The sequence below is a fragment of the Weissella minor genome, from assembly GCF_001437425.1.
Taxonomy (GTDB): Bacteria; Bacillota; Bacilli; order Lactobacillales; family Lactobacillaceae; genus Weissella; species Weissella minor.
The window spans coordinates 111,881-124,017 of record NZ_JQCD01000021.1 but is presented as its reverse complement, the minus strand read 5'-3'; the positions used below and the strand labels follow the sequence as shown (position 1 = coordinate 124,017).

The window sequence follows — 12,137 nt, the reverse complement described above, 5'->3', positions numbered from 1 at the left end:
CTGCATCCACATTTGACAACAGGTTAGCACAACAAAAAACGTTTCATTAACTGCCCATCACAGATAATGAAACGCTTCAATTTTTACCATCTCTTCTGCCGTGCAGATGGTTTAACTTATTTGTTCACAGTTTTAATCTAATTCGATTCCACGCGTTTCTTTTCCAAGCACCAAAATTGCAATGACCGCAATCACAATGGCTAAACTAAAGACGCTAAAGATACCGACGAATGACACTTGATGGCTTAAGAAGACACCAATTGCGAGTGGTCCCAAAATTCCCCCTAGACGACCAAATCCTTCCGCAGCACCGTTGGCTGTGGCACGAATTGATGCTGGATATAATTCAGGTGTGTATGCATAAAGCACACCCCAAGCCCCCAAGTTAAAGAATGACAATAGCATCCCCGACATCAAGACCATTGGTAGCGTCGTCGCAAAACCAAAAGCAAAGGCACTAATCGCAGTCCCCGTTAGGAAAACAGCTAGGACTGACTTACGTCCCCATTTCTCAACTAACCATGCGGCTGTGAAGTAACCTGGTAGTTGGGCCAAAGTCATAATCACCACATAACCGAAGCTATTAACCATGCTGAAGCCTTTACCAATCAAGACATTTGGTAGCCATAAGAAAATACCATAGTAAGAGAACATAATCATGAACCAAACAATCCAAAGCATGATCGTTGAACGTGTGTACTTACCTTGAAATAACTTAGCAAAGCGTTGTCCAATCGTCACATTATCTGCATGTGTCACCGTTTGGACGCTTGCTTCATCATCTGGCAAATGACGTCGCAAAACGAGCACGTAAAAGGCAGTTAACGATGAAATGATTAGCGTAATCCGCCAACCATAGTTGGGAATCACAAAGTAGGCTAACAAACTAGATACCAGCCAACCAACTGCCCAAAAACTTTCAAGTAAGACAATCACACGCCCACGAATTGTCTGGGGCACACGTTCAGCAACCAAGGTTGACGCAACAGGTAGTTCACCACCCAAACCTAAACCAACGAAGAAACGGAATACCATAAACATGGCGTAACCCGTGGCCAAAGCTGACAAACCAGTGGCAATTGAAAAAGTTAATAGTGTCACCATTAACATGAGCTTACGCCCTTTTGCATCAGCCAAAGCCCCAAAAGCAACCGCACCAACTGCTAATCCGATTGAATTAACTGAACCAATCCAACCAACTTGGACTTGTGATAAATTCCAATCTTGTTGCAACGCAACTAAAATAAATGATAACAATCCAACGTCCATTGCATCAAATAACCATGCACAACCCGTTACTGAAAGTAACTTCCTAATATCCTTTGACATCTCTGCTCCCTACAACCCTATTTTATTCGTACACAAGGTGTCTTTACACCCTGAAACAACAAAAATAAGCTTAGCAATCTTAGGGGTGTCTTGTCAACCTAATTGTGGTAGAGCATCCCCAGTTCATCAAGTTTTTGGCGGGCCATTTCTAATTGGTCTGGTTCATCGTACGTCAATAGATGCATATGTAAACCATTGGTCAAACTTGATAGTAATTCACTTTGTATCTCATGATATTTATCAATGAAATGTTGTACATCCGATTTGGTATGCAAACTCAAAGCGCCTTTAAGTAAACCGTAAATTGGATGTTCAACTTGCACATCTTCGATTGAAACCCCTACATCAATCAATGTATTGAGTTCAAGGGCCATCTGGTCAGCCGTATGTTGTACGACGACAATTTGACTTAACGCACGCGTTTGTTGATAACGATACCCTTGTGGGGTTGAATCAATTTTTTCACCAGTCGCACGTAAAAGTGCAATATCTCCAACAATTGTTTGACGTGATACTTCAAATAACTTTGCAAATTGATTCGCACTAATGGTCGTTTCTGCATTTAAGAGTTTTTCTTTAATGATTTGTTGCCGTTCAATTCCTTGCATCTATTTTCCCTCACTTTTCACACGTAACGAAACATTATCATTCCGCTCCTTTATACCTTTAGTTTAAAGGATTTGGGCGACATTACCTAATACATTTTTGAGCAAATAAAAAACCTACGCTATCGAATGACTTCGAAGCCGTAGGTTTATTTATCGTTAAATGAGACCAAATTCACGGGCACGTTCTTGATACATTGGAACTTCTTCTTCGGTTGCCCAAACAAAATGTTCTGGTGCGACTTCAATCATGTGACGCTCTTTTCCGTCCATTTCACGCGTTGGGTCATAAATAATTGGCTCACGCGCTTTTTCAATTTCTGGATCTGGTTCAGGAATTGAACTCAACAATGAACGCGTATAGTCATGCAAAGGATGATTATACACTTCATCAGAAGTTCCAATCTCGACCATCTTCCCCCAGTGCAAAACACCGATACGATCAGAAATATACTTCACCATTGACAAGTCGTGGGCAATGAAGAGATACGTTAAGTTACGTTCTTCTTGTAACTTTTGCATCAAGTTCACGACTTGTGCTTGGATTGATACGTCCAAGGCTGAAATAGGTTCGTCGGCAATAATAAACTTAGGATTCATCGCTAACGCACGGGCAATTCCGATACGTTGACGTTGTCCACCTGAGAATTCGTGCGGATAACGGTTCGCATGTTCTTTCTTCAAACCAACCGTTTCAAGCATTTCTTCAACAATGCGGTCACGTTCATCCTTACCACTTACCAATCCGTTCGCATCTAACCCTTCCGCCACAATGTCCTTAACCTTCATACGAAGATCCAAAGATGCTTGTGGGTCTTGGAAAATCATTTGAACATCTTGATGGAATTGCTTCAAGTCAGCCTTCTTCTTGATATCATGTACATTCGTACCATCATACAAGACTTCACCAGCACTTGGTTCATACAATTTCATAATTGTACGCCCAATTGTCGTCTTACCTGAACCTGATTCACCAACAAGTCCGAAAGTTTCTCCTTCAAAGATATCAAAAGAAGTATTTTGAACAGCGAGAGTTTGATTACGACGGCCTTTATTAAAGGTAATGTCGAGATGTTTAACTTCGACCATTTTTTTACGATTTTCTACCATTACATCAAACTCCTATCTTGCCAAAATTGCGGAAGCCTCAACTGGCTTGGCATGTTTATTACTTGCATCTGGATGAGCTTGTTGATACTTTGCCCAACGTTGACGCACCGTCAAAGGTGGAACCACCTCAGGTGCCTGTTCATCCAACAACCAAGTTGCCGCAAAATGAGTTGGTGATAGTTGGAAATATGGTGGTTGTTGCTTTTCATCAATTGCCAAAGCATATTGATTACGAGCAGCAAACGCATCTCCAACGGGTGGGTTCAACAAATCAGGTGGTGTTCCAGGAATTGCTTCCAAGCTACCACGATCTGTTTGTGTTGTTGGCATTGAATTCAACAAGCCCCATGTATATGGATGTTGTGGGAAACCATAGATTTCATCAATCGTTCCAATTTCAACAATTTGTCCAGCATACATAACTGCCACACGATCAGCCATTCCAGCCACCACACCAAGGTCGTGGGTAATGAAAATGATTGATGTACCAAATTCCTTTTGGATTTTCTTCATCAAGTCCAAAATTTGGGCTTGGATGGTAACGTCCAAAGCAGTCGTTGGTTCGTCGGCAATCAACACTTCAGGGTTATCAATCAATGCAATCGCAATCACGATACGTTGACGCATCCCACCAGAGAATTGATGGGGATAATCGTTAATATGTGCTTCAGCATTTGGAATACCCACCAAATTCATCATATCTAACGCCTTATCCCAGGCTTCTTTCTTACCCATTTTTTGATGTTTAATCAAAGGTTCGGCAATTTGTTGACCAATCTTCATCGTTGGGTCCAATGATGTCATTGGATCTTGGAAAATCATGGCAATTTCTGAACCACGAATATCACGATATTCGTCTTCAGGTAAATCAATCAATTCCTTACCCTTAAATTGAACTGATCCACGCTCAATGCGCGCATTCTTTGCAAGTAGTCCCATCAAAGCACGTGTTGTTACTGACTTACCTGATCCAGATTCACCCACTAAGGCTAGTGTTTCACCTGGCTTTAAATCAAAATAAACATCACGGATAGCCTGAACAGTACCACTGTCGGTATTAAAATTGATTTTTAAATCATTTACTTCAAGGATTTTTTCTGTCATTTCCTCTCACTGCTCCTTAATCACGTGTTCGTGGGTCAAAGGCATCACGCAACCCGTCAGCTAGCAAGTTAAATGCAATCATCAATGCTGACAAAATTAAGGCTGGGAATACCAATTGATATGGATAGAACTGGAATGCTGTTTGTCCATCATTCAACAAAGTTCCAAGTGATGCCATTGGCACTGGAATACCAATTCCAATAAATGATAGCAAAGCTTCAAAGAAGATTGCTGATGGAATTGTAAACATCAATTGCACAATAATTGTTGAAGACACATTTGGTACTAAGTGACGTAGTCCAATCTTCCAAGGCGATGTTCCCAAAGTCTTAGCAGCTGAGATAAAGTCCTGTTCCTTCAATGAAAGCACTTCAGCACGTATCAATCGGGACATCGACGTCCATGACGTCAAAGCGATTCCTAACGCGATTGAGAATAGACCTGGCTTCATGATCAAAATCAATAACACGAAGACCACTAAGTTAGGCACTGATGAGATGATTTCAACAATACGTTGCATGACCATATCAACACGGCCACCCTTCCATCCTGAAATCATTCCATATGTCACCCCAAAGACCAAGTCCATCAAGGCGGCAATTAAGGCCACTTGTAATGACACACGTGTTCCATAAAGCACACGCTTAAAGATGTCACGTCCGAATTGATCAGTTCCAAAGATGTGGTATTCACCCTTCTTCACATCGGCACGCTTATAAGCATCAAAACGTTCCCCATCAACTTTTTGCTTTCCATTGAAACCTGGTAGATTACCGGGTGCCTTAGGTGGCAAGTTTTGTTGCATCACGTTTTGTTCTGCAGTTGTCGTTGTATTTGCATACGGAATTGAAATAAAGGCTGCTGCAACAATCACAACAATCACCCATAGTGAGATGAAAGCACCCTTATTTTTCTTCAAACGACGCCAAGCATCTTGCGCAAAGCTCAATGATGGCTTTTCAATTGTTTCATTGTTTCGTTTACGGTCATTTGGTAGCAACTCAAAATCAGCTGCTGACACTTGATTTAATTCAGCCATTTTTCGTTCCTCCCCTAATTTGCCAAACGAATTCGTGGATCGATTAATCCATACAAAATATCAGTTACTAACAAGACAACCATCAACATCATTGAGTAAACAATCGTTGTTCCCATGATCACAGGGTAATCGTTCGTCAAGATTGATGAAACGAATTGTCCCCCGATTCCAGGAATCGCGAAAATCTTTTCAATAACAACTGATCCAGTCATCAAGTTAACCGCCATTGGTCCAATCAATGTAACCAATGGGATTAATGAATTACGCAAAGTGTGCTTCCAGACGATTTCATTTTGTGAAAGTCCTTTGGCACGTGCCAATTCAATGTAATCTGATCCCATAACATCCACCATTTCAGTACGGATGAAACGAGCAGCTGTGGCTAATGGTGCCATTCCTAATGCGATTGTTGGTAAGATTGTAAACTTGAAACCTTCCCAACCAGCAATTGGCAACCAACCTAACTTAAGTCCAACGAAGTATTGGGCCAAAGCGGCGAAAACGAATGAGGGAATTGATACACCCAAAACAGCCAAGATTGACAATGTTGTATCAGTCTTCGTGTTACGACGAACAGCTGCGGCTGCTCCTAACCCGATTCCTGAAATAACACCAAAGACCAAAGCCTGCAATCCCAATTGGATTGAAGGTCCGATACGTTGCGCAATCAAACGTGAAACGGGTTGATCTTGGAATTGGAATGAATGTCCAAAATTAAATTGGAGGGCATTCACCAAGTAATGCCAATATTGAACCATTAATGGATCATTCAATCCATATTGTGATTCAATTAATTGACGTTGCTCACCTGACAAACGCGCCGCGTTCGCCAAGGGTGAACCAGGCATCAATTTCATCAAGAAGAACGTTGCAGAGATAACAATGATCAACGTCAAGAAGATAATGCCGATTCTTTTCAAAATATACTTAAACATTCCGGACATATTTGACAAACCTTTCTTTATAACTAACTCCTAATGCACGTATGCATTACTCCTTATAAGCCCACTTAAAGTCATATGGTGCTCCAGCCGGTTGGTAAACCATGCCCTTCACGCTTGGACGGACAAAAGCTGCTTGTGAGCGGTAGTACAATGGCACGACACCCATTTCCTTACTCATCAATTGTTCTGCTTCCTTGTAGTCTGCAAAACGCTTCTTAGGGTCGTTCACGTGCTCACCATTCGCGCGGTCAATCAAAGCATCATATTCATCATTATGCCATGAACCTTCGTTAAATGGTGAATCTGACTTATACAAATCCAAGAATGTTGATGGGTCAGCATAATCAGCACCCCACAATGAGATAACCATATCAAACTTCTTGTCTGCTGATAGGCTAATACGTTGCTTAAATGGTACCATCTTAATCTTAACCTTCAAACCATCAATTTGTTGTAATTGACTTTGTAAGAATTCAGCCGAACGCTTGGCTCCATCACTATCATCAGCTAGCAATTCGATTTCCAAATCCTTTGATCCAGTCTCTTTAAGACCCTTATCAAATAATTCTTGGGCCTTATCCAAATCATGTGTTACCGCACCGTCAACTGTAACTGACTTAGAGAAGTCTTCACCATCATTTGGATTTTCAACTAACTTTGTAGCTGAGAATGTGGTTGCTGGAGTTGCACTTCCTGTCAAAATCTTATCAGCTAAGATTTTACGATCAATCGCATAAGAAATAGCACGACGAATATTAGTATTCTTAAATTCAGGTACTTGCTTTTCATTTAATTGCATATATGAAGCAGTCGCTGAAGGAATAGTTGTAAAGGCCTTATCATTCTTTGAAGCCGTCACTTGTTGTGGTGACAAAGTTGTGAAATCAAGTGTATCTGACTTATATAGGTTGTAACCTGTGTTTTGGTCTGCAATTGTCTTGATTGTGAGCTTCTTAGTCTTAACTGCATCCTTATCGTAGTACTTTTCATTTTTCTTATAAGTGACGGTATCGTTTGATCCATTCCAATCTTGTTGGACATATGGACCAGATGACAAGATATACTTTGACTGCGTACCATACTTAGCACCCACTTCTTTCACAAACGCTTCGTTTTGTGGGAAAAATGGTGCCATTGGTAGCATTGAAATCAATTGTGGTAAAGGCTTTTCCAAATCAACCTTCAAGGTATGATCATCTTCAGCTTTAACCCCTAACTTTGAAAGGTCTTTTTCTTTACCATTTTGAATCGCATCAGCATTCTTAATTCCTGAGAATAGGTATGCATATTGTGATGCCGTCTTTGGATCATTCGTACGTTGCCATCCATAGACAAAGTCATTCGCTGTAATTGGTGTCCCATTTGACCATTCAGCTCCCTTACGGAGCTTAAATGTATAATGCAAACCATCATCACTAACTTCATATGATTCTGCTAAGGCCGGTTGTGGCTTGTTGTTCTTATCGGCACGGAACAAACCATCATTTGTAGCTGTCAATCCGTCAAAGTCAATCGCTGCCGTAACCTTAGATGGGTCCATTGAGCTCAATGGTGCATTTTCAGCCCACGTAATTGGCTTGTACTTACCTTCTTCTTCATCTGCGCTTGCCGTTGCCTGGGCCAATACGGTCCCAGCCAACATGAATCCTGCTGCTAAGGCAAGCGGCTTTCCTATGCTTTTTTTCATTATCCTTCCCCCAACCATATTTTTATGAGAGTTCTTTTCGCTATTTGACAATAATATCGTTAACAATGTGAATTGTCAATGATAACTTTCTCATATAAGAAGCGCTTAACGGCTATGTAAACACGTTTTCAATACTTACTGCTCTCATTTTAAGCTTAATTGCTGTGCACTATTTCACCTAATTTTACGCGATATCAAGCCATTTTAGCCCCTTCCTTAAGCCACCTCTTGATACTTTATATCAATTTTAAATATCTATTTCACATGCGTCTTATTGATTATGCAAATCTATTGTTTTATAATCATTAGTAATTAAATAGGAGGGACTTTTATGAAAAAGTTTGTGCAGATTGCATATATTTTGCTTGGTTTGGCGATCATCGGTATTGGAGCCTCAACATTACGTGTTGGTGGTCTAGGTGTTGATCCATTTACTGCTTTTAATATTGGTTTGGCTGGTAAATTGAATTTATCTTTGGGGGTCACGCAATTAGGTACAAACTTAATTTTGTTTGCATACGTTTTCCTTAATGACAAAACGAGCATTGGTTGGGGAACAATCCTTAACATGACTTTGGTTGGTGCTTTGATTCAATTCTTCACACCAATCTTGCAACACATGGGCATTGCAAATACTGGATTCATCGGTAAGTTGCTTATCCTAGTTGTTGGAATTGTTTTCTTCACATTGGGAGCTGCTATTTATATGGCCGGTAACATGGGTGCTGCGCCTTATGATTCAATTGCCCCTATTTTGACAAAGCAACTACATGGTGAATACAATGTGATTCGTAGTTGGCAAGACATTGCTTTCGTCATCTTGGCATTTGTTCTATCAGGTATGGCCAATGTCGGAATTGGAACGATTGTTGCTGCCTTTGGTTGTGGTTCATTAATTGCCATGTGGACAAAAATCATTCCAAAGTTTGAAAACGACAGTTTCTTCAATTAATCACAACCAACATAATTCATTTCAGATTTATCTTGGCATTTAGTAAAACCACCCAGCTAAGATAACTTGGCTAGGTGGTTTTTCTTTCAATATAAAGGAGCTTAATGATGATTGAGACATTTTTACTTGGAACATATACGAAGAAGAATAGTGAAGGTATTTATCGCGTTGAGTTAGATACTGAAAAGAAGCAACTTCAAAATCTACAATTGTTAGCTAAAGAAAGCAATCCAACTTATCTGACAACTGCGCAAGATGGCACGATTTATGCTGTCTATGATCAAGAACGTATGGGTGGTATTGCTGCTTATGCTGCCGATGAGAACGGTGACTATCAGGTCATTAACAAGGTCCTTGAGACCGGTGCACCGGTCTGTTATGTGGCCTTCGATGAAGACCGTCAATTAGTTTATGGTGCCAACTACCACAAGGGTGAGTTGAACGTCTATGCTTTAAATGAAGACCATGGTGTTGGTCCAGCAACTTCTTTCTATCATCGTGACCCAGTAGGTCCCCATGAAAACCAAGATGCCCCACACATCCATTACACAGACTTAACCCCTGACGGTCGTCTCATTGTGTGTGATTTGGGAACTGATCAAGTTTATCTCTATGATGTAGAAGACAGTGGTTTAATTTCAACACGTTCAATCTACAAGGCCCAACCGGGAACAGGTCCTCGTCACTTGATTTTCAATCCAAATGGTCAATACGTCTACTTAGTTGGCGAATTAGATTGTAGCGTCTCAGTCCTTGAATATAAGGACTCAGGTGACTTAGTCTTTGTCGAAAAGTACTTTACAACACCTGAAGATTGGACTGAGTTCAATAGCGGTGCGGCGATTCGCTTTAATGAAAAAACAAATACCTTGTATGTTTCAAATCGTGGCACAAACACCTTGTTAGTTTATAAGGTCACTGACGATGGTCGCACATTAGACTTAATTCAACGCATTAGTACTTCAGGGGATTTCCCACGTGACTTTAATATTGATCCTTCTGGTCAATTTATTGTCGTCGGACATCAATTCTCAGACACACTATCCCTCTTTGAGATTAACGCTGAAGATGGCACACTTTCGTTACTTGATGATACTTTCTACGGTCCTGAAACGGTTTGTGTTTATTTTGAATAATGAAAAAGCAAAACAGGTCTAGCTAGGCCTGTTTTTTTTTGGCACAAAAAAAGACTAAACTGACGTCTAGTCTTACTTGTTTATATTAAGAAGCCATACGGCGATCGATATATGTTCCAACTCGTGAAATTGTAAAGTTCAAGATAAAGTACAAAATCGCAAGCATCAAGAACATTGGAATGATCTGTGCAGGTTTTTGTGCATAAATTGTTTGTGCACGGAATGTTACTTCAGGCAACATAATAATGGTTGCCAAAGACGTATCCTTAATCAATGAAACGAATTGTGACACGATTGGTGGAATCATCTTCTTATAAGCTTGTGGTAGTAAGATGTACCACAAAGCTTGGTAGAAGCTCAAACCATTCGCACGGGCCCCTTCTAATTGACCAGTTGGAACGGCCTTAATTCCAGAACGGACGATTTCAGCCAACATCGCTGATTCGAAAATTGTCATCGCGACAATTGTTGAAATCATAACGTTGAAGTGAATTCCGACCTTTGGTAAGGCAAAATACGTGAAGAAAATGATCAACAATAATGGTAGGTTTCGAATCAAATCGATAATGAAACCAACAATTTCTGAGACATACTTAATCTTCATGTAGCGAATCGTTCCCAAAATTGAGCCAATCACGAAACTAAACGCAATTGAAACCACAGATACGACAATTGTTATCCACAATCCATTAAGGAGGAAACGCATGTTAACCCATGAATATGCTTGTAAAAAGTCTTGCATCGTTCAACCCCTCCTTAATGTGCATTCTTTTCTTCTAAGTAACGCATGTAGTAGCTCAAAGGCATCGTTAGCATTAAGTAGAAAATCGCAACAATGATATATGGATTAAATGTATCAAAAGTCAATTGTGAAATCATATTGGCTTGGTACATCAAATCAAGTCCGGCCACGAAAGCCAAGACAGATGAATTCTTAATCAAATTCACAAATTGATTTCCAAGAGGTGGAATCACCAAATGAATCGCTTGTGGCAATACGATGTAACGCATTGTTTCCCACCAAGACATTCCATTGGCACGACCACCTTCATATTGTCCAGAATCAACGGCGTTAATTCCGGCACGAATTGTCTCGGCAATAAAGGCTGACGTATAGAGCGTTAGCCCAATTGTTCCTGAAATAAATCCATTCAACTTGAAGATGTTCGCCACAACGACGTAAAAGAACATTGTAATAACCAAAAGTGGAATATTACGAACAATTTCAATATAAATCTTTCCAACTAAGTTCGCCCAACGATTTGGCACGATTTGAAGGAGCGCAAACCCTAACCCTAGGATTGTTGAACCAATCAAAGCAATCACACTTGATAGAATCGTCCAACCAAAACCAGTTAGGAATTCGCTAGCGTGACTCGTAAATAATGACCACATTACTTAGCGACCTCCTTCCAATCCATACCAGGAACATCATTAAACCACTTCTTAGCAAGCTTATCGTATGTTCCATCTGACTTCATATCATCCACGGCATCGTTAATGGCCTTCACCAACTTAGGATTGTCTTTATCAACGGCAATTCCATATGGTTCAGTTGTAAAGGTACCACCAACAACCTTAACACCCTTGTTATCAACGGCCATTCCATAAAGAATACCATTGTCAGTTGTCAACGCATCACCTTGTCCTGACTGCAAAGCCGTCAAAGCCGTTGCATAATCAGGCAAAGCAACAATCCGTGCTTTTGGTGCGAATTTTTTAACATTTTCAATTGAATTTGAACCTTGCACCCCTAAAATACGAGCGCCTTTACGGTCCAAATCCTTAATGTTTTTAACATCACTACTATTTTTAACCAATAATGATTGACCCGCATTGAAGTATGGTTCTGAGAAATCAACAACCTTTTCACGTTCAGGTGTAATAGTCATTGTGGCAATAATTGAATCAATATTACCATTCAATAGCATTGGTACACGTGTTCCAGAGGTGATTTGCGTTAATTCAACCTTCGCCTTTGGATCAACACGCTTCGTAATTTCTTTGGCCATATCAATATCAAATCCTTCTAGCTTACCAGATTCGATATTCATCAAGCCCATCAACTTAGTATCCCCTTTAACACCCCAGTTCATCTTGTGTGTCTTTTGGATACGTTCGTATGTTTCATTTTTGTCAGAACTTGCAGCATGAACGGTTGTTTGTGTAACCCCACTCATAAGCAAGCCCGCGGCAAAAAAGCTAAACGCTGCTCCTGCTACTTGCTTCAT

12 protein-coding genes are annotated in these 12,137 nt (G+C 40.4%); 2 read left to right on the top strand and 10 right to left on the bottom strand.

The genetic code is table 11. The features are described 5' to 3' along the window. Nucleotides 1-132 precede the first annotated feature (132 nt). The 7 genes from IV67_RS02980 to IV67_RS02950 all read right to left on the bottom strand — a co-directional run bounded on the left by IV67_RS02980 (nucleotide 133) and on the right by IV67_RS02950 (nucleotide 7,818). Nucleotides 133-1,329 carry an MFS transporter gene (locus IV67_RS02980; protein WP_057786965.1) on the bottom strand — a complete coding sequence of 399 codons (1,197 nt, stop codon included), beginning with the start codon at nucleotides 1,327-1,329 and terminating at the stop codon, nucleotides 133-135. 98 nt (nucleotides 1,330-1,427) lie between these two features. Continuing rightward, nucleotides 1,428-1,937: a transcription repressor NadR gene (locus IV67_RS02975; RefSeq protein ID WP_057786963.1), complete on the bottom strand. Its 510-nt coding sequence runs from the start codon at nucleotides 1,935-1,937 to the stop codon at nucleotides 1,428-1,430. 156 nt (nucleotides 1,938-2,093) lie between these two features. Beyond that, nucleotides 2,094-3,044, bottom strand: a complete 951-nt coding sequence (locus tag IV67_RS02970) for an ABC transporter ATP-binding protein (protein ID WP_057786961.1) — start codon at nucleotides 3,042-3,044, stop codon at nucleotides 2,094-2,096. A gap of 12 nt (nucleotides 3,045-3,056) precedes the next feature. Then, complete coding sequence (locus IV67_RS02965) at nucleotides 3,057-4,148, bottom strand: ABC transporter ATP-binding protein (protein WP_057786959.1); 1,092 nt, start codon at nucleotides 4,146-4,148, stop codon at nucleotides 3,057-3,059. Nucleotides 4,149-4,164: 16 nt separating this feature from the next. Beyond that, nucleotides 4,165-5,187, bottom strand: coding sequence for an ABC transporter permease (locus IV67_RS02960; protein ID WP_057786957.1), 1,023 nt, complete (start codon nucleotides 5,185-5,187; stop codon nucleotides 4,165-4,167). Nucleotides 5,188-5,201: 14 nt separating this feature from the next. Further along, nucleotides 5,202-6,131: an ABC transporter permease gene (locus IV67_RS02955; protein WP_057786955.1), complete on the bottom strand. Its 930-nt coding sequence runs from the start codon at nucleotides 6,129-6,131 to the stop codon at nucleotides 5,202-5,204. A gap of 46 nt (nucleotides 6,132-6,177) precedes the next feature. Continuing rightward, on the bottom strand, nucleotides 6,178-7,818 hold the full coding sequence (locus tag IV67_RS02950; protein ID WP_057786953.1) for a peptide ABC transporter substrate-binding protein: 1,641 nt from the start codon (nucleotides 7,816-7,818) through the stop codon (nucleotides 6,178-6,180). 331 nt (nucleotides 7,819-8,149) lie between these two features. Between IV67_RS02950 and IV67_RS02945 the strand changes: the two genes are divergently transcribed. Both IV67_RS02945 and IV67_RS02940 read left to right on the top strand, forming a co-directional pair. Beyond that, on the top strand, nucleotides 8,150-8,770 hold the full coding sequence (locus IV67_RS02945; protein WP_057786949.1) for a YczE/YyaS/YitT family protein: 621 nt from the start codon (nucleotides 8,150-8,152) through the stop codon (nucleotides 8,768-8,770). A gap of 107 nt (nucleotides 8,771-8,877) precedes the next feature. Beyond that, nucleotides 8,878-9,906 carry a lactonase family protein gene (locus tag IV67_RS02940; RefSeq protein WP_057786947.1) on the top strand — a complete coding sequence of 343 codons (1,029 nt, stop codon included), beginning with the start codon at nucleotides 8,878-8,880 and terminating at the stop codon, nucleotides 9,904-9,906. A gap of 85 nt (nucleotides 9,907-9,991) precedes the next feature. Here IV67_RS02940 and IV67_RS02935 read toward each other — a convergent pair whose 3' ends face one another. Genes IV67_RS02935 through IV67_RS02925 form a run of 3 tightly spaced genes read right to left on the bottom strand, consistent with a single transcriptional unit; the run spans nucleotide 9,992 to nucleotide 12,137 of the window. After that, on the bottom strand, nucleotides 9,992-10,648 hold the full coding sequence (locus IV67_RS02935; RefSeq protein ID WP_057786945.1) for an amino acid ABC transporter permease: 657 nt from the start codon (nucleotides 10,646-10,648) through the stop codon (nucleotides 9,992-9,994). A gap of 14 nt (nucleotides 10,649-10,662) precedes the next feature. Further along, nucleotides 10,663-11,301 carry an amino acid ABC transporter permease gene (locus IV67_RS02930; protein ID WP_057786943.1) on the bottom strand — a complete coding sequence of 213 codons (639 nt, stop codon included), beginning with the start codon at nucleotides 11,299-11,301 and terminating at the stop codon, nucleotides 10,663-10,665. Continuing rightward, nucleotides 11,301-12,137, bottom strand: a complete 837-nt coding sequence (locus IV67_RS02925) for a transporter substrate-binding domain-containing protein (RefSeq protein ID WP_057787040.1) — start codon at nucleotides 12,135-12,137, stop codon at nucleotides 11,301-11,303. Before IV67_RS02925 ends, IV67_RS02930 begins: the two co-directional genes overlap by 1 nt.

Bases quoted from the DNA above. Each gene is read 5' to 3' on its own strand.
- IV67_RS02980 (WP_057786965.1), bottom strand. From the start codon at position 1,329: ATGTCAAAGGATATTAGGAAGTTACTTTCAGTAACGGGTTGTGCATGG.
- IV67_RS02975 (WP_057786963.1), bottom strand. From the start codon at position 1,937: ATGCAAGGAATTGAACGGCAACAAATCATTAAAGAAAAACTCTTAAAT.
- IV67_RS02970 (WP_057786961.1), bottom strand. From the start codon at position 3,044: ATGGTAGAAAATCGTAAAAAAATGGTCGAAGTTAAACATCTCGACATT.
- IV67_RS02965 (WP_057786959.1), bottom strand. From the start codon at position 4,148: ATGACAGAAAAAATCCTTGAAGTAAATGATTTAAAAATCAATTTTAAT.
- IV67_RS02960 (WP_057786957.1), bottom strand. From the start codon at position 5,187: ATGGCTGAATTAAATCAAGTGTCAGCAGCTGATTTTGAGTTGCTACCA.
- IV67_RS02955 (WP_057786955.1), bottom strand. From the start codon at position 6,131: ATGTCCGGAATGTTTAAGTATATTTTGAAAAGAATCGGCATTATCTTC.
- IV67_RS02950 (WP_057786953.1), bottom strand. From the start codon at position 7,818: ATGAAAAAAAGCATAGGAAAGCCGCTTGCCTTAGCAGCAGGATTCATG.
- IV67_RS02945 (WP_057786949.1), top strand. From the start codon at position 8,150: ATGAAAAAGTTTGTGCAGATTGCATATATTTTGCTTGGTTTGGCGATC.
- IV67_RS02940 (WP_057786947.1), top strand. From the start codon at position 8,878: ATGATTGAGACATTTTTACTTGGAACATATACGAAGAAGAATAGTGAA.
- IV67_RS02935 (WP_057786945.1), bottom strand. From the start codon at position 10,648: ATGCAAGACTTTTTACAAGCATATTCATGGGTTAACATGCGTTTCCTC.
- IV67_RS02930 (WP_057786943.1), bottom strand. From the start codon at position 11,301: ATGTGGTCATTATTTACGAGTCACGCTAGCGAATTCCTAACTGGTTTT.
- IV67_RS02925 (WP_057787040.1), bottom strand. From the start codon at position 12,137: ATGAAGCAAGTAGCAGGAGCAGCGTTTAGCTTTTTTGCCGCGGGCTTG.